This window comes from Pseudomonas sp. HP_12 (assembly GCF_055283955.1).
Window position 1 is genome coordinate 142,900 of the sequence record NZ_JBTOQG010000060.1, and the last position, 25,336, is coordinate 168,235.

The 25,336-nt window shown below is 55.8% G+C and carries 24 protein-coding genes; all 24 read right to left on the reverse strand.

Translation table 11 applies throughout. The features are described 5' to 3' along the window. Positions 1–4: 4 nt before the first annotated feature. Positions 5–1,471, reverse strand: a complete 1,467-nt coding sequence (locus tag ACYASU_RS24415; protein ID WP_103359881.1) for an ATP-binding protein — start codon at positions 1,469–1,471, stop codon at positions 5–7. Next, positions 1,468–3,639, reverse strand: coding sequence for a transposase (locus ACYASU_RS24420; RefSeq protein ID WP_103359882.1), 2,172 nt, complete (start codon positions 3,637–3,639; stop codon positions 1,468–1,470). Before ACYASU_RS24420 ends, ACYASU_RS24415 begins: the two co-directional genes overlap by 4 nt. Continuing rightward, entirely contained in the window at positions 3,636–4,484 is an 849-nt protein-coding gene (locus ACYASU_RS24425; protein WP_463584345.1) for a TnsA endonuclease N-terminal domain-containing protein, read from the reverse strand. The genes ACYASU_RS24420 and ACYASU_RS24425 overlap by 4 nt, the downstream gene beginning before the upstream one ends. Positions 4,485–4,764: 280 nt before the next feature. Next, positions 4,765–6,600 carry a glutamine--fructose-6-phosphate transaminase (isomerizing) gene (gene glmS / locus ACYASU_RS24430; protein ID WP_463584346.1) on the reverse strand — a complete coding sequence of 612 codons (1,836 nt, stop codon included), beginning with the start codon at positions 6,598–6,600 and terminating at the stop codon, positions 4,765–4,767. A gap of 10 nt (positions 6,601–6,610) precedes the next feature. Further along, on the reverse strand, positions 6,611–7,381 hold the full coding sequence (locus ACYASU_RS24435) for a DeoR/GlpR family DNA-binding transcription regulator (protein WP_206079319.1): 771 nt from the start codon (positions 7,379–7,381) through the stop codon (positions 6,611–6,613). A gap of 178 nt (positions 7,382–7,559) precedes the next feature. Continuing rightward, positions 7,560–8,927, reverse strand: coding sequence for a bifunctional UDP-N-acetylglucosamine diphosphorylase/glucosamine-1-phosphate N-acetyltransferase GlmU (glmU, locus tag ACYASU_RS24440; RefSeq protein ID WP_463584347.1), 1,368 nt, complete (start codon positions 8,925–8,927; stop codon positions 7,560–7,562). 121 nt (positions 8,928–9,048) lie between these two features. Beyond that, entirely contained in the window at positions 9,049–9,474 is a 426-nt protein-coding gene (locus ACYASU_RS24445; protein ID WP_133774003.1) for a F0F1 ATP synthase subunit epsilon, read from the reverse strand. Positions 9,475–9,518: 44 nt separating this feature from the next. Beyond that, entirely contained in the window at positions 9,519–10,895 is a 1,377-nt protein-coding gene (gene atpD, locus ACYASU_RS24450; RefSeq protein WP_037016914.1) for a F0F1 ATP synthase subunit beta, read from the reverse strand. A 28-nt stretch (positions 10,896–10,923) separates the two neighbouring features. Further along, positions 10,924–11,784 (reverse strand): F0F1 ATP synthase subunit gamma, encoded by an 861-nt coding sequence (gene atpG, locus ACYASU_RS24455; protein ID WP_037016916.1) that lies wholly within the window; start codon positions 11,782–11,784, stop codon positions 10,924–10,926. 50 nt (positions 11,785–11,834) lie between these two features. Further along, positions 11,835–13,379, reverse strand: coding sequence for a F0F1 ATP synthase subunit alpha (gene atpA / locus ACYASU_RS24460; protein WP_065988057.1), 1,545 nt, complete (start codon positions 13,377–13,379; stop codon positions 11,835–11,837). Between the two features lie 21 nt (positions 13,380–13,400). Continuing rightward, positions 13,401–13,937: a F0F1 ATP synthase subunit delta gene (locus tag ACYASU_RS24465; RefSeq protein ID WP_037016920.1), complete on the reverse strand. Its 537-nt coding sequence runs from the start codon at positions 13,935–13,937 to the stop codon at positions 13,401–13,403. Between the two features lie 12 nt (positions 13,938–13,949). Beyond that, on the reverse strand, positions 13,950–14,420 hold the full coding sequence (locus ACYASU_RS24470; protein ID WP_065988056.1) for a F0F1 ATP synthase subunit B: 471 nt from the start codon (positions 14,418–14,420) through the stop codon (positions 13,950–13,952). A gap of 57 nt (positions 14,421–14,477) precedes the next feature. After that, the gene (atpE, locus tag ACYASU_RS24475) at positions 14,478–14,735 is read right to left on the reverse strand and encodes a F0F1 ATP synthase subunit C (RefSeq protein ID WP_002555987.1); all 258 of its coding nucleotides are present in this window, start codon (positions 14,733–14,735) and stop codon (positions 14,478–14,480) included. Positions 14,736–14,872: 137 nt separating this feature from the next. After that, positions 14,873–15,742, reverse strand: a complete 870-nt coding sequence (atpB, locus tag ACYASU_RS24480; protein WP_463584348.1) for a F0F1 ATP synthase subunit A — start codon at positions 15,740–15,742, stop codon at positions 14,873–14,875. A 16-nt stretch (positions 15,743–15,758) separates the two neighbouring features. Then, positions 15,759–16,166, reverse strand: a complete 408-nt coding sequence (locus tag ACYASU_RS24485) for a F0F1 ATP synthase subunit I (protein WP_463584349.1) — start codon at positions 16,164–16,166, stop codon at positions 15,759–15,761. 146 nt (positions 16,167–16,312) lie between these two features. Next, complete coding sequence (locus tag ACYASU_RS24490; protein ID WP_282365441.1) at positions 16,313–17,185, reverse strand: ParB/RepB/Spo0J family partition protein; 873 nt, start codon at positions 17,183–17,185, stop codon at positions 16,313–16,315. Positions 17,186–17,194: 9 nt separating this feature from the next. Continuing rightward, complete coding sequence (locus ACYASU_RS24495) at positions 17,195–17,989, reverse strand: ParA family protein (RefSeq protein WP_192174386.1); 795 nt, start codon at positions 17,987–17,989, stop codon at positions 17,195–17,197. Between the two features lie 18 nt (positions 17,990–18,007). Next, positions 18,008–18,643 carry a 16S rRNA (guanine(527)-N(7))-methyltransferase RsmG gene (gene rsmG / locus ACYASU_RS24500; RefSeq protein ID WP_463584407.1) on the reverse strand — a complete coding sequence of 212 codons (636 nt, stop codon included), beginning with the start codon at positions 18,641–18,643 and terminating at the stop codon, positions 18,008–18,010. 5 nt (positions 18,644–18,648) lie between these two features. After that, positions 18,649–20,547 carry a tRNA uridine-5-carboxymethylaminomethyl(34) synthesis enzyme MnmG gene (gene mnmG / locus ACYASU_RS24505; RefSeq protein ID WP_463584350.1) on the reverse strand — a complete coding sequence of 633 codons (1,899 nt, stop codon included), beginning with the start codon at positions 20,545–20,547 and terminating at the stop codon, positions 18,649–18,651. A 524-nt stretch (positions 20,548–21,071) separates the two neighbouring features. Then, on the reverse strand, positions 21,072–22,442 hold the full coding sequence (mnmE, locus tag ACYASU_RS24510; RefSeq protein WP_463584351.1) for a tRNA uridine-5-carboxymethylaminomethyl(34) synthesis GTPase MnmE: 1,371 nt from the start codon (positions 22,440–22,442) through the stop codon (positions 21,072–21,074). 78 nt (positions 22,443–22,520) lie between these two features. After that, complete coding sequence (gene yidC, locus ACYASU_RS24515; RefSeq protein WP_463584352.1) at positions 22,521–24,200, reverse strand: membrane protein insertase YidC; 1,680 nt, start codon at positions 24,198–24,200, stop codon at positions 22,521–22,523. A 2-nt stretch (positions 24,201–24,202) separates the two neighbouring features. Continuing rightward, positions 24,203–24,448: a membrane protein insertion efficiency factor YidD gene (yidD, locus tag ACYASU_RS24520; RefSeq protein WP_074886126.1), complete on the reverse strand. Its 246-nt coding sequence runs from the start codon at positions 24,446–24,448 to the stop codon at positions 24,203–24,205. Then, positions 24,441–24,842: a ribonuclease P protein component gene (rnpA, locus tag ACYASU_RS24525; RefSeq protein WP_122534378.1), complete on the reverse strand. Its 402-nt coding sequence runs from the start codon at positions 24,840–24,842 to the stop codon at positions 24,441–24,443. The genes yidD and rnpA overlap by 8 nt, the downstream gene beginning before the upstream one ends. 16 nt (positions 24,843–24,858) lie before the next feature. After that, positions 24,859–24,993: a 50S ribosomal protein L34 gene (gene rpmH / locus ACYASU_RS24530; protein WP_002551315.1), complete on the reverse strand. Its 135-nt coding sequence runs from the start codon at positions 24,991–24,993 to the stop codon at positions 24,859–24,861. Positions 24,994–25,336 lie beyond the last annotated feature (343 nt).

A 25,336-nucleotide genomic window follows, 5' to 3' on the forward strand; every position in this document is an offset into this window, starting at 1 on the left:
TCAGCTAATCCCTACAACGGTAAAGGGGTGAAAAGTCGAAAATATCGTTGTTTATCCATCCTGCTTCACGTAGTGCCTCCACCCGGTTCTCGGTATTAACCAACCGCTTGGCCATAGACTGCTGCGAGGGCACGGCCACAACTGAAGGCGCAACCTTTGCCCGTTCAGCCCCACCCGCGGAGGGTACATCAGCGACGTGCCGTCCGGCCGAGCGCAGAACCTTCAGGCGGCCAGGGTTTGGACTGAAGTCGAAGTCCATCATACCCGCGATCTGCTCATCTACCGGAAGCAGGTCATCAAACTGAGCCATCCTATTAGGGGAGCCGCTGCGCAGTGCATCAAGTGCGGGCTTGAGAATCTGCATTTTGGAATCGCTCACGATTCGTATTGCTGCCGCCGTGACGCGCTCCAGCCCACTTTGGATGACATAACGCTGTGTAAGGATCAACAGCTTAACCAGAATGTCAGTAACACCTTGGGTGTGCTCGTAAATCGCATCAAAGATATCATCCGTTAGCTCACCTTGCTGCTGACACCACTGGTAGCTCCAGAGGTTTTCGACAAGCATCCGCCATTCATCGCCATCCTTCTCGAACCTCTTAAACTCGATAATCCCGTTGCCACAACAGCGGCGAGCGTTGCGCATAACTCCGGAGAACAGGCTCACCATCGAATTGGTACCGATGAATACAACGGGGATACCAATATTGTTGACCAGGTGAAGGAAGAAATTGAGAACGCTGTCCTTGCCGCCTGTTTTGGCTGCATGAAGGTTTTGAATTTCGTCGATTAGCAAGGCACCGATGAAGAAGGTACTCGCCACCTGCGCCATCTGTTGCAGCGAGTCGGTGATATTTCTGGCACGAAATCGTCTGTGGTATCCCTCATCACCCAACGCTTTGCCCACTGCAATGAAAAACTCCTGACAGAAGCCTGCCAGGGATCCATCTCTGGGGCAGTCGAGCTTGAGCCACGTAATCTGCGTCTGGACGAACGCGCGACCTTCGAAGCGCTCATGTCGAATGGTTTGAGGGTACAGGCTGAGAATGGCCCAAAGCGCCGTAGATTTACCGATGCCGCTTAATCCAACCAAGCTAAACGTCTCTGCGGTAGACCTGAACCCCTCATAGAACCGCGAAGCTCCGGAGAGCGAATGGAGGTGTCTGACCGTCTCGGGGGAATGAGGGTTGCGGCCGACGTAGCCCCTCCGAATAAGCATCGAAAAAACGGACTCCAGCTCCAGGTGTATCGACATAGGCTGCACGATCGAACGTAGTCGATCTACACAATGAATCCGAACCCACGGCTCAAGTACAAGCTCCTCAGGCGTAGCATCTCCAGGCAGGTTAGCAATCAGGCCCGCGGCCGCTTCCCATGACAAAATAGGAGGCAGCGCCTCAATGAGAGGATTGCCTGCGTAGTCAGAGATGACCTGCTTCGTGTAGCTGGCAAAGGTAGGAGTGCTCGTCATGGTTTGTTACCTGGCCGAATTCGCTTCAGCATATCGATGATCACAGCACCACGCGCTCCGGCAAAATGCTGGGAATGATCGGTTTTCGCGGGCTCTTGCATCGCAGCTTTTGTTGGGAGAACGCCGTCGGGGATCTGAGCCGAGGCGCGTTCACGAGCCAGTTCTTCTGATCGTTGCTCGCGAATATTTCCCGTGGCCCGTGACTTGGATTTAGGTGAAGGGGTCTGCTTTTTCTCCAAAGCAGCAGTATCGAAAGTCCCTTCAAAGTCATCCAGCAGCGCAACCCTGCTTTCAATCTCTGCTCTCGTATGCGAAGGCGGCACCTGGCGGTATGCCTCAAGCATGTCGTAGACCTCATCGGATCGATAGTCAGCATATTTTTGATCCGACTTTCGCAAATCGCATCTCACAAATTGCTTATTGGCATCCCGTATCCAGATATGGTTTGCAGACTCATGAAGATGCCAACACTCGATTGGCCAGCTACCTTGGTTTCTGGCGATAGCAGTCCAATTATTTTGCGTCAGATACTCGCTCACATAGTGCATACCCCGGAACAAAATACCGTTCTTTCTGACTGATCCGGTTTCTCTTGGTAGCAAATTTAAATAAACAAGCTCTTCGCTTTGGTTGTTGTCCCGCATGAAGTCATTCTCAATGGCCCACTTCCAAATAGCGAATGGAGTTGGCTCAACCTGATCGTCGACCATCGGTTTGGAAAGCCGAGCGGGCTGTCGATGAAATTTATTGTAGTGAAGCACGCACTTTATAATTATCTTGGTGAATTCTCGCATGTTCAGCGTGGCATCCAAACGATAATCACGTTCTCCGCGTTCTTTGTTACGCGACGCTACCCCGCCTGGCATCCATCGTATACCGGAAAGGCTATTCAAAATGTTGAACCTACTTTCCACCATGGACTTCCAGTCTGGTCTGAACGGAGGGGCAATACCTATATCAATTCCCAGACCAGATGCGAGCCCTTCCGCGCCCTCACCGAGCATTTCAGCGCGGTCGGCAAACATCTCATAAGGCATATGGTGGCATGGCCAGTCATCATCGCTGATGTTGACACCATTCAGCGCGCAAAATTTCCGCTTCGGAGTAAAGGCATTGAAAAGCGCTTGGCGAGCGCCGTTCCAACTCGGCCCTTCTAACCCCACGTATAAACCTACAATCATGCCAGAGTAGCTGTCTATCACAATGTAAATTATCGGACGCCCAATGAGCATATGCCGCGAGTAGCTGTTGACCAAGTAAATATCAGCAACCGTTGAGTCGATTTCAAACTGATGACATGGGCCTCGCAAGTTATCCCTAACAGTTCCTTCTAAGCCACGACCATCCTTCTGCCATTTTCGATCTCCCATCCGCCCTCTAGCTGTGGTGGTCTCATCAAAGAAACGTCTTCCATGATGAGCAAACTGTCGATACGATGGCATTTCAGACGTAGGTAGGAGCTGTCCTACCGACTCTGGCTGTTTAGAAAGATCTTTGACTTTATAAAACATAGACAGCATTTTGTCGTAGGCGGCACGCCGAGAGGCAGTTTCGTCGTCTACGAATAGTGCATAGCCCGCCTCTATGCATTTAAAATCAACAGGCTCTAATAACTTATATTGCGTAACCAGCTCACCTTGGTAGGTTGCTTTTCGACCCGGCCTCTTCCCCTCTACAAAAATTCTAGAGGATTTCCCTACCCTTGTGTAATCATTTAAAAGAGCATTTCTAATCTGGCCATTGACCCAGTATCTGTGAAGCAGTCGGTAGATTTTTCTTTTGTATACGCCTAACTCTAAAGCTCGTGAAGATACCAAAGCATCAAGTTCTTCCGCGAAAAATACGTAGCCGGGTATCTCATGACAGACTATAGGTGCAATAATTTCCCATTTTTTATCTCGACCTACTTTCTGCTCTGAGCTGAGCGCTTCCTCTAGAACAAGAATATATTGAGGGGTTTTGACTTTTGCCAGTTTTATGTCTCCGGATCGGGCGGAGCGCATAAATTCGGCCAAATCAAGGACAGATGGAAGCTTAACCACATTTGATGAGATATCAATTAAGGCAATCAAGCCCTCCCTCTGGCTTATCCACAATACTCGAGAGGAAGCACTGACGATGGCATCTTCAGTTACAGGCTCGAAAACCTCATTAACCTGAATGTTCATATTGCCTCTCCAGTGTTGAGGGTTTGCACCTTAACCGTATCGACTATTTCGAATGGGGGTAGTCGTAGCCCTGTTTGTATAGGTGCAATGGCCAAATCAACTTTAATTCGTTTTGACCAAATCAAATGATGGTAGAGCGTTTTTGCATCACCATAAGGAAGATAGAGTTTAGATGCAATTTTTCTGAGCGCTGCATCAGTTCTCCAGCCGTGACCACTACACTGTTCTAAGTAATATAAAAACTCATCAATCAAATCAGACTGAAGTAACGCATTAGGAATATCCGAAAATTTTCTGAGAACTACTAAATTATTGATCAGGTCGGTTGTGAACTGCTCCTGAGTTATGATTGACCATTCTACGCCTTGTGAATTCCAGAACTCTTTTTCGATCTGTAACTTTTCAATAGTCCTGAGATTTTCTAAGTCTTTTTTGTATTTAACCGACCACGCTATTTGTTTATGGCTTCCATTAGACACCCGCACAGTCAACAGCAAGTCTGTCGTCATCACTACCGGCAATGAGGTTTTGGGATACAGCGGGTAGCGTATACCCATAGTGCTGGCGATTGCCTGGGCGTTTCCACGCGGGAGAAGAGGAAACTGCTCCCGAATGTCCACGACCTCTTCCGAAAATTCGGAGACCAAAAATGCAGCGTGCTCCAGGTTTGAGAGAAGGTGATGAATGCGATCGACTTTCGCCCCATGGACCTTCCGAGAGTGGCCAAGAGAAGGCACGTCCTGCACACGCAACCAAGGCTTGTAGCTGTTCCCCGCACCACTTCCAAAGCCATTGGAAAAGTGCCGAGTGATGTCAGCTTCTGTGGCAAATCTGCGACCGCGCAACTGAACCTCCTGAGCCCCCGCCGCATCGCATACCTTCACCCCAAAAAAATATGCTTAGGAAACTTTTGAGCTCATCCCGAGGAGTTGCCCCAATCCCCAAGCCTACTCCCTCAACGTAACGTAACTGCAAATCCGGACAAACGGCGGATCTTGTAAAAGAATCTTTGTAAAATCAGGGGCTTGGCCGCTGTGACAAACTATACTGTCGCGAGACAAACTATGTTGTTCCCTGACAAACTATGTTGTCGCAAACCATCAATAACAGTATGCAGTGGATGACTTATTCCACCGTCACGGACTTCGCCAAGTTACGCGGCTGATCCACGTCCGTCCCCTTCAGCACTGCCACGTAATACGAAAGCAGTTGCAGCGGAATCGTGTAAAGGATCGGCGTCAGTGCATCGAGGATATGTGGCATGGAAACCACATGGGTGCCCTCTCCGTTGATCAGCCCGGCCTGTTCGTCCGCGAAGACGATCAGCTCGCCGCCCCGTGCACGCACTTCCTGCAGGTTGGATTTCAGTTTCTCCAGCAGCTCGTTGTTAGGTGCCACGGTGACGACAGGCATGTCGCTGTCCACCAGTGCCAACGGGCCGTGTTTCAGTTCGCCGGCCGGGTAGGCTTCGGCGTGGATGTAGGAGATCTCCTTGAGCTTCAACGCCCCTTCCATCGCCACCGGGAATTGCGCGCCACGGCCCAGGAACAGGGTGTGATTCTTCTCGGCGAACAGTTCGGCAATTTTCTCCACCGTCGTATCCATCGCCAGCGCTTCACCCAGGCGGGTCGGCAGGCGGCGCAGCTCTTCAACCAGTTCTGCTTCCACGCCAGCGCCCAGCGTGCCCTTGACCTGACCCAGTGACAGCGTCAACAGCATCAGCGCGACCAGCTGCGTGGTGAACGCCTTGGTCGACGCGACGCCGATTTCGGGGCCAGCCTGAGTGAGCAGGGTCAGATCGGATTCACGCACCAGCGAACTGATGCCTACGTTGCAGATCGCCAGGCTGGCGAGGAAACCCAGTTCCTTGGCATTGCGCAGCGCGGCCAGGGTGTCGGCCGTCTCGCCGGACTGGGAGATCGAAACGAACAGCGTGTCCGGCTGAACCACGACCTTGCGGTAGCGGAATTCGCTGGCCACCTCGACTTGGCAGGGAATGCCGGCCAGGCCTTCGAGCCAGTAACGCGCGACCATGCCGGCGTGATAGCTGGTGCCGCAGGCGACGATTTGCACGTTGCGTACTTTGGCGAACAGCTCCGCCGCTTGCGGTCCGAATGCCTGCACCAGAACCTGCTGCTGACCGAGGCGGCCTTCCAGGGTGCGCTGCACGACTTTTGGCTGCTCGTGGATTTCCTTGAGCATGAAGTGGCGGTACTCGCCTTTGTCCGCCGCCTCTGCGCCCTCGTGGTACTGAACGATCTCACGCTCGACGGGCAAGCCGGAAGCGTCCCAGATCTGCACGCTGTCGCGACGGATCTCGACGATGTCACCCTCTTCCAGGTACATGAAGCGGTCCGTCACCTGACGCAACGCCAGTTGATCGGAAGCGAGGAAGTTTTCCCCAAGGCCCAGACCCACAACCAGCGGGCTGCCACTGCGAGCGGCAATCAGGCGATCCGGTTGTTGTGCGCTGATGACCGCAAGGCCATAGGCGCCGTGCAGTTCCTTGACCGTCGCCTTCAGAGCCGCAGCCAGATCGGGCGTGTCCTGCAGTTTATGGTGCAGCAGGTGGACAATGACCTCGGTGTCCGTGTCAGACGTGAACACATAACCCAGACCCTTCAAGCGCTCGCGAAGCGGCTCATGGTTTTCGATGATGCCGTTGTGCACCACCGCCAGTTGCTCGTTGGAGAAATGTGGGTGAGCGTTGCGCTCCAACGGTGCACCATGCGTAGCCCAGCGGGTGTGGGCAATGCCGAGGCGGCCTGTGACCGGTTCGCCGGCGAGTGCCCGCTCCAGTTCGTTGACCTTGCCGACTCGACGACGACGCTCAAGCACGCCAGCGTTGTTGAATAACGCCACGCCAGCGCTGTCGTAGCCCCGGTATTCCAGGCGCTTGAGGCCCTCCAGCAGGATGGCAGTAACATTCCGTTCAGCAACAGCGCCGACAATTCCACACATGGTTCTTCTCCTAGGAAACAGCAGCGCAAATCAAGGTTACGCCGCGAGCCTGAATTTGTTCGCGTGCCTCTTGAGGCAGGCGGTCATCGGTAATGAGGGTATGGACGCTGCTCCAGGGCAGCTCCAGATTGGGAATCTTGCGACCGACCTTATCGGCCTCGACCATCACGATCACTTCCCGGGCAACTTCGGCCATCACCCGGCTGAGCCCTAGAAGCTCGTTGAATGTGGTTGTACCGCGGGTCAGATCAATGCCGTCGGCGCCGATGAACAGCTGATCAAAGTCGTAGGAACGCAGCACCTGCTCCGCCACCTGGCCCTGAAACGACTCTGAATGCGGGTCCCATGTGCCGCCGGTCATCAGCAGGACCGGTTCGTGCTCCAGTTCACCCAGCGCGTTGGCGACATGCAGGGAATTGGTCATCACAACGAGACCCGGCTGCAAACCCAGCTCCGGAATCATTGCAGCCGTGGTACTGCCGCTGTCGATGATGATCCGTGCGTGTTCCCGAATGCGGGCAACAGCAGCGCGGGCAATGGCTTGTTTGAACCTGGAAACCGGCTGGCCGGGTTCGCCAATCAATTCTTGGGGCATGGGGATGGCGCCGCCATAACGACGAAGCAGCAACCCATTGCTTTCGAGCGCAGCCAGATCCTTACGGACCGTCACCTCGGAGGTTTCGAAGCGTTTGGCCAACTCGTCCACGCTTACCTCCCCCTGCTCGTTGAGCAGAGCAAGAATGTTGTGGCGGCGTTGAGGCGTATTACGTTTCGACATGATTAGCTTAAGTTTCGTTTCGAAAGTTAACGAACGCAATGAAAGCTCATCGAAAGATATTCGTCAAGGGGGAGTTGGATTTTTGGGGAGGATGGTTAAGAGATTTTGTAGAGGGGTTGTTGTTTAGCGACTCGGGATCAGCTGCCTGCCTGGCAAGCAGCCGATGTGACCTGTGGATAACTTAGTCTTTCTTGATTTTCACGGGTCGTTTCCAGCCTTCGATGTTGCGTTGGCGCGCACGGGCAACCGCAAGTTGTTCGGCCGGCACATCCTGATTGATGGTAGAGCCAGCGGCAGTGCTAGCGCCTGACGCGATATGCACAGGGGCGACCAGCGAGTTGTTCGAGCCGATGAACACGTCTTCGCCCATCACCGTCTTATGCTTGTTCGCGCCATCGTAGTTACAGGTGATGGTGCCAGCGCCAATGTTGCTGCGCGCGCCGATCACTGCGTCACCCAAATAGGTCAGATGGCCTGCCTTGGCGCCCTCGCCCAGATGAGCATTCTTCAATTCGACGAAGTTACCCACATGGGCACGGGCGTCGAGCACGCTGCCCGGGCGCAAACGAGCAAAAGGTCCTGCATCCGCGCCTTCGCCAACGATCGCCCCTTCAAGGTGACTGTTCGCCTTGATGATTGCGCCCTTGCGCAAGGTGCTGTCCTTGATCACGCAGTTCGGCCCGATGGAGACGTCGTCTTCGATGACGACTCGCCCCTCAAGGATGACGTTCACGTCGATCATCACGTCGCGGCCAACAGTAACGTCGCCACGAACGTCGAAACGCGCCGGGTCGCGCAGTGTGACGCCCAACGCCATGAGTCGGCGGGCTTCGCGCTGCTGGTAATGACGCTCGAGCTCGGCAAGCTGTTTACGGTCATTGGCGCCCTGCACTTCCATGGCGTCGTCGGGCTGAGCAGTCGCGACCACGAGGCCATCATTGACGGCCATGGCAATAACGTCAGTCAGGTAATACTCACCCTGGGCGTTTTTATTGGAGAGGCGGCCCAGCCAGTCGGCAAGGCACTTGCCCGGTACCGCGAGGATTCCGGTGTTACCTTCCTTGATAGCCTTCTGCTCTTCAGTTGCATCCTTGTGCTCGACGATAGCGCTGACGCGATGCTGCACGTCACGGACGATGCGGCCATAACCGGTCGAGTCTTCCAGCGTGACCGTCAGCAGACCCAATTGCTGATCATTTACCAGCGCGAGGAGGCGGTTCAGGGTCTCTACTTGTATGAGCGGGACGTCACCATAAAGAATGAGTACCGTCTCGGCCGTCAGCGCTGGCAACGCCTGAGCAACGGCGTGGCCAGTGCCCAATTGTTTGTCTTGGAGCACGAAATTCAGATCATCGCTCGCCAATTGCTCTCGGACCCGCTCTGCTCCATGGCCTATGACCACGTGAATGCCCTGGGGCGAAAGCTGGCGTGCGCTGTGAATAACATGGCCGAGCATCGATTTACCGGCTACAGGATGCAAGACCTTGGGCAGAGCGGAACGCATGCGAGTGCCCTGACCCGCGGCGAGAATGACGATATCGAGAGACATGAAGGGATTCCAGACGAGCAGGCCACATTAGCCGGGCTGATGATTCAGGCGAGAAAGCCGAAAAAAGAAAAAGGGTAGCCGAGGCTACCCTTTTACTCAATCGCGCAACGGGTCGCCGGGGTTAGCCGCCGAACTTCTTGCGAATTTGCTGGACGGTGCGCAGCTGAGCTGCGGCCTCCGCCAGACGTGCAGCAGCAGCTCCGTAATCGAAATCTGCGCCTTTTTCATTCAGAGCACGCTCGGCAGCCTTGACGGCTTCCTGAGCTGAGGCTTCGTCCAGATCAGCAGCGCGTTGCACGGTATCGGCAAGCACTTTGACCATGTTCGGTTGAACCTCAAGGAAACCACCGGAGATGTAAAACACCTCGGCTTCGCCACCCTGCTTGATCAGGCGGATCGGACCTGGCTTCAGATCGGTGATCAACGGTGCGTGACCTGGAGCAATACCGATATCACCCAGGTTACCGTGTGCAATCACCATCTCGACCAGACCGGAGAAAATCTCTCCTTCCGCGCTGACGATATCGCAATGGACTGTCATAGCCATTTGCATGCCTCAACCTGATTAGCGCCCGTTGCCGGGCGCCTGGATTACAGTTTCTTGGCTTTCTCGATCGCTTCTTCGATGCCGCCGACCATGTAGAACGCCTGTTCAGGCAGATGGTCGTAGTCACCGGCGAGGATGCCTTTGAAGCCAGCAATGGTGTCTTTCAGGGAAACGTATTTACCCGAAGCACCGGTGAAGACTTCAGCCACGAAGAACGGCTGCGACAGGAAGCGCTGAATCTTACGAGCGCGGGATACCAACTGCTTGTCGGTTTCCGACAGCTCGTCCATACCCAGGATCGCGATGATGTCTTTCAGCTCTTTGTAACGCTGCAGAACATACTGAACGCCGCGAGCGGTGTCGTAGTGGTCCTGACCGATCACGTTCGGGTCCAGCTGGCGCGAAGTCGAGTCCAGTGGATCGACCGCCGGGTAGATACCCAGAGAAGCGATGTCACGGGACAGAACGACGGTGGCGTCCAGGTGAGCAAACGTTGTGGCTGGCGATGGGTCGGTCAAGTCGTCCGCCGGTACGTATACCGCCTGGATCGACGTGATCGAGCCTTCCTTGGTCGAAGTGATGCGCTCTTGCAGCACGCCCATCTCTTCAGCCAGCGTCGGCTGGTAACCTACTGCAGAAGGCATACGGCCCAGCAGTGCGGATACTTCAGTACCGGCCAGTGTGTAACGGTAAATGTTGTCGACGAACAACAGAACGTCGTTACCTTCGTCACGGAACTTCTCAGCCATGGTCAGGCCAGTCAAAGCGACGCGCAGACGGTTACCCGGCGGCTCGTTCATCTGACCGTAGACCAGCGCTACTTTGTCCAGAACGTTGGAGTCCTTCATCTCGTGGTAGAAGTCGTTACCCTCACGGGTACGCTCGCCCACACCGGCGAACACGGAATAACCGCTGTGCTCGATGGCGATGTTACGGATCAGCTCCATCATGTTTACGGTCTTGCCGACACCGGCACCACCGAACAGACCGACTTTACCGCCCTTGGCAAACGGGCAAACCAGGTCGATGACCTTGATGCCGGTTTCCAGGAGGTCGTTGCCGCCAGCCTGATCAGCGAACGAAGGTGCAGGACGGTGAATGCCCCAGCGCTCTTCGGTTTCGATCGGGCCCGCTTCGTCGATCGGGTTACCCAGTACGTCCATGATCCGGCCCAGCGTCGCTTTACCGACCGGTACGGAGATGGCTGCGCCGCTGTCGATAACGTCCAGACCGCGCTTCAAGCCTTCGGTGGAACCCATCGCAATGGTACGAACTACGCCGTCGCCCAGCTGTTGCTGAACTTCCAGAGTAGTTTCCGCGCCTTGTACTTTCAGCGCGTTGTAGATGCTCGGTACGCTGTCGCGTGGAAATTCCACGTCGATCACGGCGCCGATGATTTGAACGATACGTCCGCTACTCATTAGCTGGATCCTCTGAATATTTGAACCGTTAAACCGCGGCAGCGCCGCCGACGATTTCCGAGATCTCTTGGGTGATCGCTGCCTGACGCGCCTTGTTGTAGATCAGCTGCAAATCGCTGATCAGGTCACCGGCGTTGTCAGTGGCGTTCTTCATCGCGATCATCCGCGCAGCCTGTTCAGCCGCGTTGTTCTCGACCACCGCCTGATAGACCTGCGACTCCACATAACGGACCATCAAGCCGTCCAGCAGCTCTTTGGCGTCGGGTTCGTACAGGTAATCCCAGTGGTGCTTGAGTTCTTGATCCTGGGTCGCGACCAACGGAATCAACTGCTCGACCGTTGGTTGCTGAGTCATGGTGTTGATGAATTTGTTGGACACCACGGACAGGCGATCAATACGGCCCTCCAGGTAGGCATCCAGCATCACCTTGACGCTGCCGATCAAATCGTTGATCGACGGCTCTTCGCCCAAGTGGCTGATCGCAGCGACGACGTTACCGCCGAAGTTGCGGAAAAACGCCGCACCTTTGCTGCCGACCACGCACAGATCGATCTCTACGCCGTTTTCACGGTTCTTCGCCATGTCCTTGACCAAAGCCTTGAACAGGTTGGTATTCAAGCCACCACACAGACCACGGTCACTGCTTACCACGACGTAACCGACGCGCTTTACTTCGCGTTCGATCATGAAGGGATGACGGTATTCCGGGTTAGCGTTGGCGAGATGACCAATCACCTGGCGGATGCGCTCCGCGTAAGGACGGCTAGCAGCCATGCGCATTTGAGCCTTGCGCATTTTACTGACCGCCACTTTTTCCATGGCGCTGGTGATCTTTTGCGTGCTTTTGATGCTCGCAATCTTGCTGCGAATCTCTTTTGCGCCTGCCATGTAACACCTATCAGGTTAGCAAGCGGGAGCCTCGCGACTCCCGCTGCGGCTTACCAGGTTTGGGTGGCCTTGAACTTCTCGATGCCGGCTTTCAGGCCAGAATCGATTTCGTCATTGAAGTCACCCTTCACGTTGATCTTCGCCATCAAATCGGCGTGATCTCGGTTGAAGTAAGCAATCAGCGCTTGTTCAAAGCTGCCAACCTTGGCGATTTCGACGTCAGTCAGGAACCCACGCTCAGCGGCATACAGCGACAGCGACATGTCAGCGATCGACATTGGCGCATATTGCTTCTGCTTCATCAGCTCGGTAACGCGCTGACCATGTTCAAGTTGCTTACGGGTCGCTTCGTCCAGGTCAGAGGCGAACTGGGCAAATGCTGCCAGTTCACGGTACTGAGCCAGAGCGGTACGGATACCACCGGAGAGCTTCTTGATGATCTTGGTCTGAGCGGCACCACCCACACGGGATACCGAAACACCGGCGTTCACTGCCGGGCGAATGCCGGAGTTGAACATGGCCGATTCCAGGAAGATCTGACCGTCAGTGATGGAGATCACGTTGGTCGGAACGAACGCGGAAACGTCGCCAGCCTGGGTTTCGATGATCGGCAATGCGGTCAGGGAGCCGGTTTTGCCGGTCACTGCGCCATTGGTGAACTTCTCTACGTACTCTTCCGAAACGCGGGATGCACGCTCCAGCAGACGGGAGTGGAGATAGAACACGTCGCCTGGGTAGGCTTCACGGCCTGGTGGACGACGCAGCAGCAGGGAAATCTGGCGATAAGCCACAGCTTGCTTGGACAGATCGTCATAGACGATCAGTGCGTCTTCACCGCGGTCGCGGAAGTATTCGCCCATGGTGCAACCGGCATACGGAGCCAGGAATTGCAGCGCAGGCGATTCCGAAGCACTGGCCGCCACGATGATCGTGTTGGCCAGAGCGCCGTTTTCTTCCAGTTTGCGAACAACGTTGGCGATGGTCGATTGCTTCTGACCGATTGCAACGTAGACGCAGAAAATACCGCTGTTTTTCTGGTTGATGATCGCGTCGATCGCCAGAGCGGTTTTACCGATCTGACGGTCACCGATGATTAGCTCGCGCTGGCCACGGCCGACAGGGATCATCGCGTCGACAGCCTTGTAGCCAGTCTGTACAGGCTGGTCTACCGACTTACGCCAGATCACGCCTGGAGCAACTTTCTCGACCGCGTCGGTCTCGGTGTTGTTCAGCGGACCTTTGCCGTCGACAGGGTTACCCAGTGCGTCGACTACGCGACCCAGGAGTTCCTTACCAACCGGAACTTCGAGGATGCGGCCGGTGCACTTGGCACTCATGCCTTCAGCCAGAGAGGTGTAAGCGCCCAGTACGACAGCACCCACGGAGTCTTGCTCCAGGTTCAGTGCCATACCGTAAACGCCGCCCGGGAACTCGATCATTTCACCGTACATAGCGTCGGCGAGACCGTGAATCCGCACGATACCGTCAGACACGCTGACGACTGTGCCTTCGTTTCGGGCTTGGGAGGCAACATCGAGGTTCTCGATGCGGCCCTTGATGATTTCACTTATTTCGGAAGGATTGAGTTGCTGCATTGCTCTGCTGCCCCTTCAAACTCAAGATTTCAATGCTTCGGCTAGTTGCGCGAGTTTGCCGCGAACTGAGCCATCGATAACCAGGTCGCCGGCGCGGATGATGACACCACCTATCAGGGCGGCATCCTCCGCAGCGTGCAGGCGCACTTCCCGGCCGAGCCGTGCACTGAGAACCTTGGCGAGTTTGTCTTGCTGTTCTTGGTTCAATGCAAAAGCACTGGTCACATCCACATCTACCGATTTTTCCTGCTCGGCCTTGTAAAGCTCGAACAGTTCGGAGATCTCCGGCAGAAGCTGGAGACGGTCGTTTTCAGCAACGACGTGAATGAAATTCTGTGCCTTGGCATCGAACTTGTCGCCGCACACTTCAATAAAAGTGGCGGCCTTGTCTGCGCTCGTCAGTCGCGGGGCCTTGAGCATGCGCTGCATTGTGTCGTCTTGCGACACTGCAGCAGCCAGGCCGAGCATGGCTGACCAATTGGCCAGTTGCTGGTGCGCCTGTGCATGCTCGAAGGCTGCCTTAGCGTAAGGTCGGGCCAACGTGGTCAGTTCTGCCATGATCGCCCTCGCTTAAATTTCAGCAGCCAGTTTGTTTACCAGCTCCGCGTGCGCGTTTTGATCGATTGTGGCACCCAGGATCTTCTCTGCGCCGTTGACTGCCAGGCTACCCAATTGGGCGCGCAGCGCGTCTTTGACGCCGTTCAGTTCCTGTTCGATCTCGGCCTGAGCCTGAGCCTTGATGCGGTCAGCTTCAACGCGAGCCTGTTCACGGGCTTCGTCGACAATCTGGGTACCGCGTTTCTTGGCTTGCTCAATGATCTCAGCTGCCTGAGCCTTAGCTTCGCGCAGTTGCTGACCCACTTTGTCTTGGGCCAGCTCCAGGTCGCGAGCTGCTCGTGTAGCAGCGTCCAGTCCATCCGCAATCTTCTTCTGACGTTCGTGCAAAGCCGCGATGACCGGAGGCCACACGAACTTCATGCAGAACAGCACAAAAATGAAGAACGCAACGGACTGGCCAATCAGGGTTGCATTAATGTTCACGCCAACACCTCGCTCGTTCGTTGTCCATCACACCAATCAACTCGAAAATTCGAGTGATCAGCCAGCGAGTTGACCAACGAAGGGGTTCGCAAAAGTGAAGAACAGAGCGATACCAACACCGATCATGGTCACGGCGTCGAGCAGACCAGCCACGATGAACATTTTAACTTGCAGCATTGGAACCATTTCCGGTTGACGCGCAGCGCCTTCCAGAAACTTACCGCCCAGCAGGCCGAAACCGATTGCAGTACCCAGTGCGCCCAGGCCGATCAGCAGTGCAACAGCGATAGCAGTTAGACCAACTACAGTTTCCATCTTTCCTCCCGACTTTTACGTCGTATTGGTTAGGTTTTCTTAGATTAAAGCGGTAAAGCAAAATCGTTTCTTACATCAAGCCCTCGCGGGCACCCCCTCACCTAAGCGAGGGGATCATCAGACTCGCCAGGCGGGTCTCAATGGTTATCTTCGTGAGCCATCGACAGGTAGACGATGGTCAGCATCATGAAGATGAACGCTTGCAGGGTGATGATCAGGATGTGGAACACAGCCCACGCCCATTGCAGGACCACGCCCAGACCGCTGAGCCACAGCAGGCCGCTGCCGAACATGACCGCGATCAGAATGAACACCAGTTCACCCGCGTACATATTGCCGAACAGCCGCAGTGCCAGAGAGATCGGCTTGGCCACCAGAGTCACGAATTCAAGCAGGAAGTTCACCGGAATCAACAGCGCTTGAACGAAAACGTTCTTGCTGCCGAACGGGTGCAGGGTCAATTCGCCGATGAAGCCGCCGATACCCTTGATTTTGATGCTGTAGAAAATGATCAGGGCAAACACGGACAGTGCCATACCCAGCGTCGCGTTCGGATCGGTAGTCGATACGGCGCGGAAAGGAATGTGGTGATCACCGGAGATCATGATCGCCAGTTGCGGGATCCAATCGACGGGAATCAAGTCGACGGCGTTCATGAGGAATACCCAGGCGAAGATGGTCAATGCCAGAGGAGCGATCACGGCGCTACGGCCATGGAAGCTGTCCCGGACGCTGCCGTCGACGAACTCTACGAGCACTTCAACGAAGTTCTGCAACGCGCCCGGTTGACCGGAAGTCGCCTTTTTTGCGGCCATGCGGAAGATGAGGACGAAGATCAGACCCAGTGCGACCGACCAGCCGAGGGTATCGACGTGGAAAGCCCAAAAGCCCATTTCTTTTGCTTCCGCTGCGGAATGCGCGAAGCCCCAACTGCCGTCAGGCAAATGACCAAAGGTCAAGTTCTGCAAGTGGTGCTGGATATAGCCCGAAGCTGTTTGCTCTGCCATGGTTGCCTCAAACGCCCTAAGGTCTCGAAAGTCTTGTTCTCAGTAGCAGGGGCGCAAACCAACTGACCAGTTGGGTCAGTATGAAAACGCCAAAAACCGCCAGTGGAGCCAGCGGCTTTACTCCTGCAAACGTCAGTGCAAAGAGCACTGCCGTAAAAATCAACTTGCCTGCCTCGCCGGCGTAGAACGACCGAACGATGGCCTGCGCTGCCCTGGCCCCGGAGTACCGGAATGCTTTATGAGCAAAATACACATTCGGCAGCCAGGCTATCAGGCCACCGCAAAGCCCCGAATACCCGGCTACGACGCCGTTCCACTGCCAAAGCGCCAGCGCTGCCCCCAAGAGGACGATCAACTGAGCCAGCAAGATCGGGAAAACAGCCAGGCGATGGAATGGCAGGCGGTTTGGCGTGCGTGTCTCCATCACATAGGCTCCTCGTGAGCCGGCCGCCAAAATCAACAACTTGGCATAAATTGTGCCGACAAAATGCGCGCAGAGTATAGGGGCGGTTCAGCCCCTATTCAACTGCCAGGTAGTGATTTCCGACTACGCGCTACGCATGATTTGTTTCAGCGAATGTGAGCGAGCACACCCTGCAGCTCATCCAGCGAGTTATAACGGATGACCAACTGACCTTTGCCCTTCTGTCCATGGCGGATTTGCACCGCAGAGCCCAGCCGCTCGGCCAGGCGCTGCTCCAGGCGAGTGATATCAGGATCGGCCTTCACAGGTTCCGCAGCCTCCTGTTTGCCGCTCAGCCACTGGCGAACCAGTGCTTCAGTCTGGCGCACGGTTAACCCGCGTGCGACAACATGTCGCGCCCCTTCAACCTGCTGATCTTCGGGCAGTCCCAACAACGCACGGGCGTGGCCCATTTCAAGATCTCCATGGGAGAGCATGGTCTTGATCACTTCCGGCAATGCGATCAGTCGCAGCAAATTGGCGACGCTGACTCGCGACTTGCCCACCGCCTCGGCAACTTGCTGCTGGGTCAGCTGAAATTCCTGCTGCAGACGCTGCAGGGCAATCGCCTCCTCGATCGGATTCAGGTCTTCGCGCTGGATGTTCTCAATCAACGCCATCGCGATGGCCGCTTCATCGGGCACATCACGCACCATGGCAGGAATCGACTCGATCCCTGCCTGCTGGCTGGCGCGCCAGCGGCGTTCACCCGCGATGATCTCGAAGCGGTTGTCGGCAATCGGGCGGACCACGATCGGCTGCATAACCCCTTGCGCCTTGATCGAGTTAGCCAGTTCTTCCAGCGCCTGGGGATCCATATCACGACGCGGCTGGTATTTGCCTCGTTGAATAAGGTCCAGCGGGATGTGTTGAAGCTCGCGCTCACTCGCCTTCACCGCCTGTTCTTCCAGTGCGGTGACGGTGGGGCTGCTCAGCAGTGCGTCCAGCCCACGTCCGAGTCCACGTTTCTTGACGGCCATGGAATTTCCTTAAGTGGGCTGAGCCGCGGTGCGACTGCCGCGACGTTGGCGACGGACCATTTCGCCCGCAAGCGCCAGGTAAGCCAGCGCGCCGCGAGAAGTCTTGTCGTACGCCAATGCCGGCATACCGAAGCTAGGCGCCTCGGCCAGACGAATATTGCGCGGAATAACGGTGTCGTACAGCTGCTCGCCGAAATGTTCTTTGAGCTGCGCCGAAACATCGTTGATCAGGCTAAGCCGAGGGTCATACATGGTCCGCAGCAAGCCTTCGATCTTGAGTTGAGGATTGAGCAGTTCACCGATGCGCTTGATGTTATCCACAAGGTCGCTCAAACCTTCGAGCGCAAAGTATTCGCACTGCATGGGGATAATCACGCCGTCGGCCGCGACCAGCGCGTTGAGCGTCAGCATCGACAAAGATGGAGGGCAGTCGATGAGAATGTAATCGTAGTTCTCGCGGATGGGTGCCAGTGCTGCTCGCAGACGCGATTCCTTCATCTGCATTTCCAGCAGGACCACCTCGGCAGCGGTCAGATCGCGGTTTGCCGGTAGCAGCTGATAACCGCCGTGCTCAGAAAAGTGCATGGCCTGATTCAGGTCGCACTCGCCGATCAGCAAGTCGTAAACCGAATGCTCAAGCCCGTGCTTATCCACACCACTGCCCATGGTGGCATTGCCTTGCGGATCGAGATCGATCAACAGCACCCGACGCTTGGTTGCCACCAGCGAAGCCGCGAGGTTGATGCAGGTTGTGGTTTTACCCACACCCCCTTTTTGGTTCGCTATCGCGAATACCTTAGCCATTCTTGCGTGTGTTCCCTGTCATGCCGTGCGGCGCAGTATCAGCAGATGCCGTTGACCTTGGCAACCGGGTACGGCCAAGGCTTGTGCGCTTTCCAGATGAAAATCTGCGGGCAATGCTACCAGTTCATCCACTGGATGCAGACCCTTCATTGCCAACCAGCGTGTTTCGCCGTCGCCCATGTGCCGAGTCCACTGGGTAAAGTCTTCCAGACTGCTGAAGGCGCGGGAGATGATGCCGTTGAACGGCAGCGCGGGCTGGAATGCTTCGGCACGGCTGTGGATAACTTCCAGGTTGGCTAGCGCCAGCTCGAGTTTGACCTGCGTCAGAAACCGGGTCTTCTTGCCGTTGCTGTCCAGCACCATGACTTTCATCTCCGGAAACAGGATGGCCAGCGGAATGCCGGGCATCCCGCCGCCGCTGCCGACATCCAGCTGACGCTCACCTTCGATGAAACGCACCACGCTCAAGCTGTCCAGCAGATGGCGAGACACCATCTCATCCGGATCACGAACGGCAGTCAGGTTGTAGGCCTTGTTCCACTTGATCAGCAAAGCCAGGTACGCCAGCAACTGGCGGTGCTGGCTTTCGCTCAGCTCGACACCAAGCTCTCGAGCGCCAAGGGTCAGTTCTTCTGCATGCTGCGGGGTAACCATCGAACTCAAGCGCTTTGCTCCAAATGACGGCCCGCGCCGCGTTTTTTCAAATGAATCATCAGCAGAGAAATCGCCGCTGGCGTGACGCCGGGAATCCGCGAGGCCTGGCCCAGCGTTTCCGGACGAGTTATCCCCAGCTTGCTCTGGATTTCCTTGGACAGACCGGAGATCCCTGTGTAATCGATATCAGCTGGTAGCCGGGTGTTTTCGCTGGCCCGCAGACGAGCAATCTCGTCTTGCTGACGGTCGATGTAACCGGCGTACTTGGTCTTGATTTCGACTTGTTCAGCGACCTGCGGGTCAGGCGAGCCGTTACCGGTCAGCGCAACCAGACTGGCGTAGTCCACTTCGGGACGGCTCAACAGATTCAGCAGATTGTATTCATGGGTCAACGGGGTACCGAAGTGAGCCGAGACTGCGTCGCCCTGCTCGGTACCCGGACGAATCCAGGTGGATTTCAGACGCTGTTCTTCCAACTCGATGCCTTCACGCTTGGCACAGAACGCCGCCCAGCGGGCATCGTCGACCAAGCCGAGCGCCCGACCTTGTTCGGTCAAACGCAAGTCCGCATTGTCTTCCCGCAAAATCAAGCGGTACTCGGCACGCGAGGTGAACATCCGGTACGGCTCCTGGGTGCCCAGCGTAATCAGGTCATCCACCAACACGCCGATGTAAGCCTCATCGCGACGCGGACACCAGCTGTCCCTGCCTTGAGCCCGAAGCGCTGCGTTGGCGCCCGCGAGTAAACCTTGGGCACCGGCCTCTTCGTAACCGGTTGTGCCGTTGATCTGTCCTGCGAAAAACAACCCACCGATAACCTTGGTTTCCAGGCTGTACTTCAGGTCGCGCGGATCGAAGTAGTCGTACTCGATGGCATAGCCAGGCCGCACGATGTGGGCGTTTTCCATTCCGCGGATAGACCGAACGATCTGCAGTTGGACGTCAAACGGCAGCGAGGTCGATATACCGTTTGGATAAAGCTCATGGGTCGTCAAACCTTCCGGTTCGATAAACACCTGATGGCTTTCCTTGTCGGCAAAACGATGGATCTTGTCTTCAATCGACGGGCAATAACGCGGCCCGACCCCTTCGATTTCCCCGGCAGCGGAGTACATCGGCGACCGATCAAGATTGGCCGCGATGATTTCGTGGGTCCGAGCGTTGGTGTGGGTAATCCAGCAGCTGACCTGGCTCGGGTGCTGAGCCTTGGAACCCATGAACGACATCACGGGAATTGGCGTATCCCCCGGTTGTTCAGTCATCACCGAGAAATCCACAGATCGGCCATCGATGCGCGGAGGTGTGCCCGTTTTCAGGCGGCCCACTCTCAGCGGTAGTTCACGCAGCCTGCGTGCAAGCGCAATGGACGGCGGATCACCGGCGCGGCCGCCCGAATAGTTCTGCAGACCGATGTGGATAAGTCCGCCCAGAAAGGTACCGGTGGTGAGAACCACAGAGTCGGCCAGAAAACGCAGGCCCATCTGAGTAACGACGCCGCGCACCTGGTCGTGCTCGACGATCAGGTCGTCGCATGCCTGCTGGAATATCCACAGGTTGGGCTGGTTTTCGATTATTTCTCTGACCGCTGCCTTGTACAGCACGCGGTCCGCCTGGGCACGGGTCGCCCGGACTGCTGGGCCTTTACGGCTGTTGAGCACACGAAACTGGATGCCGCTTTTGTCAGTGGCCGTTGCCATCGCACCGCCCAGTGCATCGATCTCTTTGACCAGATGACTTTTACCGATGCCACCAATGGCCGGGTTGCAACTCATTTGGCCGAGGGTTTCCACGTTGTGCGTAAGCAGCAGGGTGGTAGCACCCATACGTGCGGACGCCAGTGCTGCCTCGGTACCGGCATGACCGCCGCCGATGACGATCACTTGAAAACGGGAAGGGAAATCCACCACGCACCTCGTGCCTGTTATTTGGGGGGAATAGGAATGGCGGCAAGTATAGGGACTTACCCCCCCTTAAGAAACCCGTTGCGCAAAATCTAACCAGCTGTGGATGAGTGGTGGTTATAGAAATTAAAAAGAAAGAAATTTATAAGATCTTTGTTTTTATGTTTATTTCTACTGAGCCACATTTCTGTGGATAAAGCTCTGAAAGCTTTATATTGCCTGATGTACAGGGAATCAAAAGCCTGTGCCCATGTGCCAAAGAGCCCCTTGGATAACCTGCCGGAGCCTGTGGATTAAACCGATGGTTGTCCACAGGGCGAATTATCCTCAGCTCAGATGCCTGCTTATCAACCGAGCTTAGCCGCGGTTATGCACAGGGCTTATCGGTGCCAACAGGTGCTGAAGAGTGGAACTTGAGGCGCAATTGCGCCCTCCCGCCATTGATTGGGAGCCTGGAAAAGTCAGAAGAATGAATCGAGATGGGGCAGATCCGGAGAGATTGACCTGCCTGGGGATAGAGCGAGGCGTTATTTGCCGATGCAGAAGCTGGAGAAAATTCGTCCCAGCAAATCGTCCGAGCTGAATGCGCCGGTAATTTCGCCCAAGGACTGCTGCGCCTGGCGCAAATCTTCGGCTAGCAACTCACCGGCGCCCGCCAGGGTCAGCTGCGAGCGACCATGCTCAAGAGAGGCGCTTGCCTTGTGCAGCGCCTCGAGGTGGCGACGTCTTGCACTGAAGCTTCCTTCAGCGGTTTGCTGATACCCCATGCACGCCTTTAGATGCTCGCGCAGAAGCTCCACGCCATCACCACCAGCCTTGGCGCTGAGACTGATGGTCACGTGGCCATCGATGCTGGTCACCAGTTCCACCGGCTCATCACTCAGGTCGACCTTGTTACGAATCAAGGTGACATGGGCAGGATCAGGTCGTTGATCAAGAAACTCCGGCCACAACGCGAAGGGATCGACCGCCTCTGGCGCTGTCGCATCCACCACCAGCAAGATGCGGTCTGCCTGACCTATCGCCTGAAGTGCGCGTTGTACGCCTATCTTCTCCACCTGATCGTCGGTGTCGCGCAACCCGGCCGTGTCCACGACGTGGAGAGGCATGCCATCAATGTGGATATGTTCGCGCAGGACATCACGGGTTGTGCCCGCGATCTCAGTCACAATCGCCGCCTCTTTGCCTGCAAGTGCGTTCAGCAGACTGGATTTGCCAGCATTGGGTCTACCCGCAATGACTACATTCATGCCATCTCTGAGCAAAGCGCCCTGGTTGGCTTCGCGCAGCACTGTGGATAACTGACTGCGAACGTTTTCCAGCATGGCCAGAACATGACCGTCGGCGAGAAAGTCGATCTCTTCCTCAGGGAAGTCGATTGCTGCTTCGACATAAATGCGCAGGCTAATCAGTTTCTCCGTGAGCTCATGCACTCGCTGGGAAAATGCCCCCTGCAGCGATTTCAACGCGTTACGTGCGGCCTGTGCAGAACTCGCTTCGATAAGGTCAGCGATGGCCTCGGCTTGGGCAAGGTCGAGCTTGTCGTTGAGAAATGCGCGCTCACTGAATTCCCCTGGCCGTGCCAGACGGCACCCCAACTGCACGCAACGTTGCAGCAACATGTCCAGAACCACGGGCCCGCCATGCCCTTGAAGCTCGAGCACATCTTCTCCGGTGAATGAGTTAGGGCCGGAAAAGTAGAGACCAATGCCTTCGTCGATAACTGCGCCGTTTTCTCCCTTGAAGGCGCCGTAATGCGCGTACCGAGGTTGTGGCAGTTTGCCGAGAATCGCCTCTGCACACTTGCCGGCCTGGGGACCGGAAATACGGACGATACCGACGCCTCCTCGTCCGGGAGCCGTTGCAATGGCCGCAATGGTTTCAAAACGTACGTTCATGGGCCGACTCCTGGGCAACCGACGGATAGCAAAACGCCCCACGAGGGGGCGTTTTGAATAACTTGTTAACAGGGTAGATCAGGCTTCAGCTTTCTTGGCTTTCGCTTCGATGCTGCGGGTGATGTACCACTGTTGAGTGATGGACAAGGTGTTGTTCACTACCCAGTACAGCACCAGACCGGCCGGGAACCACAGGAAGAAGAACGTGAAGATGATTGGCATCAGCTTCATGACCTTGGCCTGCATAGGATCCGGAGGTGTCGGGTTCAAACGCTGCTGGATGAACATGGTAGCGCCCATGATGATCGGCAGGATAAAGAACGGGTCCTTGATCGACAGGTCGGTTATCCACAGCAGCCAAGGTGCCTGGCGCATTTCGACGCTTTCAAGCAGTACCCAGTACAGCGACAGGAACACCGGCATCTGTACAAGGATCGGCAAGCATCCACCCAACGGGTTGATCTTCTCTTTCTTGTACAGCTCCATCATCGACTGAGAAAGCTTCTGACGATCGTCGCCATGTTGTTCTTTCAGCGCGGCCAAGCGCGGAGCGACAGCGCGCATGCGTGCCATGGATTTGTAACTGGCCGCCGACAGAGGGAAGAAAAGCCCCTTGATCAGCATGGTCAGGAAGATGATCGACCAGCCCCAGTTACCCACGATGCTGTGGATATGTTGCAGCAGCCAGAAAATAGGCTGGGCAATGAACCACAGAATCCCGTAATCCACTGTCAATTCCAGACCTGGGGACAACTCCTTCAGGACTGCCTGACTCTTCGGACCGGCGTAAAGCGTTGCAGTCGTCTCGGCTTTCGCGCCAGGTGCGACCGTCAATGCCGGGCCTGTGAAACCGATGATGTAATTGCCGGCACTGTCCTTACGGGTGGTGACGGTGTTGCTGTCAGTCTTGTTCGGAATCCAGGCGGTCACGAAGTAGTGCTGCAACCAGGCAACCCAGCCACCCTGAACAGTATCCTTAACCGACCCTTTGTCGATGTCCTTCATGGAAACCTTTTTGTAGGGTTCCGAAGGTGTCCACATGGCAGCACCCAGATAGGTTGCGGTACCGGTGGCAGTCGTCGAGGATGGATCAGCGCTCGCATCGCGTTTCAGTTGTGCGAACAGGTTACCGTTCCACGCCTGAGCGCTCTGGTTGTCAATCACGTAAGAAACGGTCAGGTCATACAGGCCGCGTTTGAACGTGAAACGCTTGATGTAGTTAACGCCGCCGTCGCTGAATTTCAGGTCGACGACGAGGTCGTTCTGACCGTCAGCCAGCTGAAAACTTTTCTGCGTAGCCGAATAAACAGGACGACCCGTGGCTCGGGCATCAGGACCGTTCGCGCCAGTCAGACCGCTCTGAGCCAGGAAAATCCGCTCGCCGCCGTTATCGAACAGCTGGAAAGGAATCTCGGGGTGATCCTGACGGCGTGGATAAAGTGGCAAACGAAGCTGCACCACGTCGCCGCCTACCGGATCAATCTCCAGATTGAGGACGTCTGTCTTCACCTGGATCAAATCTTTGCTGGTAGCCACCGGCATTTCCGCCGGCGCAGCCACTTCGCCGGTCGCGCTAGGAACGTCTGCATTGGCAGTCGCTGAACCTTGCGGAGCATCAGGAATAGCGGATGTATTGGTGTTGGCAGCAACATTCTGAGTCGGCAAGGCAGCCTGACCGTAGTCCTGGTTCCATTTCAGGACACCGACATAGGTCACGATTGCCAGGGCGACGATCAGGATCGTGCGTTTAATATCCATGATTACTCGGCCATCGAAGAGGAACGGGAGGTGGGAGCAGGTGGAACCGGGTCATAACCACCGGGATTCCACGGATGACACCGACCTAAGCGACGTAAGGTCAGCCAGCCACCGCGCACCAGACCATAATTTTCAATGGCCTCGTACGCGTAGCAGGAGCAACTGGGGTAGAAACGACAGTGACTGGCCATCAGAGGACTGATGGCATAGCGGTAAAACTGGATCGGAACGAGCGCCAGTTTACGCATCAGGACTGTCTACCCCCGCAGTTTCGGTTTTAAGTTCGGGATCGGGCCGGCTGCGCGCCAGACGTTTCCAGAGCTTGCCGAAATGCTGAATCAATTCGGGGTTTTCAATGTCACCCAAGCCTTTGCGTGCGACGACGACGATATCCCATCCGACCAGGTTGTCCTGGTGAAGGCGAAACGACTCACGCATCAGGCGTTTCAAACGGTTGCGCTCGACGGAGAGCTTCACGCTCTTCTTCCCGATCACCAGCCCGAGACGGGGATGATCAAGGTCGTTGTTGCGCACAAGGAGCAGGAGATTTTTCCCCGGAACCTTGCCGGTGGGGGAGTCAAAGACTGCCTTGAAATGCCGGGGTGTCAGCAAACGCTTTTCCCGACTGAAGTCCTGACTCACCACCTGTGCCGATTAATCAAACCGCCAGACGCTTACGGCCTTTGGCGCGACGACGCGACAGAACTGCGCGACCGTTTTTGGTGGCCATACGAGCACGGAAACCGTGGGTGCGAGCGCGCTTGATAGTGCTGGGTTGGAAAGTACGTTTCATGGCGTGTTACCTGGTTCGTCCACAACGGGCCGGAATGGCCCCCGTTTTAAGAGACCGGGGATTCTAGAGAAAGCGGGCACGCAGGTCAATTTCCAACCAACGTTTCTTGCATTTACTTGCTGAGTGCATTCCATCGACAGCGAGTGATCGGACGAGGCATTCTTGAAACGTAAATATAGAAATAAAGAAGGAAGGTATTTAAAGCTTCTTTGTAAAGCTTATAAAAGCTTAGGGCGAGAATTTCTGTGGATAAGGTTCTGCAGGCCACGTAGCGCTTGATGTACAGAGCGAAGAAAGTCTGTCCACAAGCGGTGCTGCGGTTGTGCGGCAGCTGGCTACAACC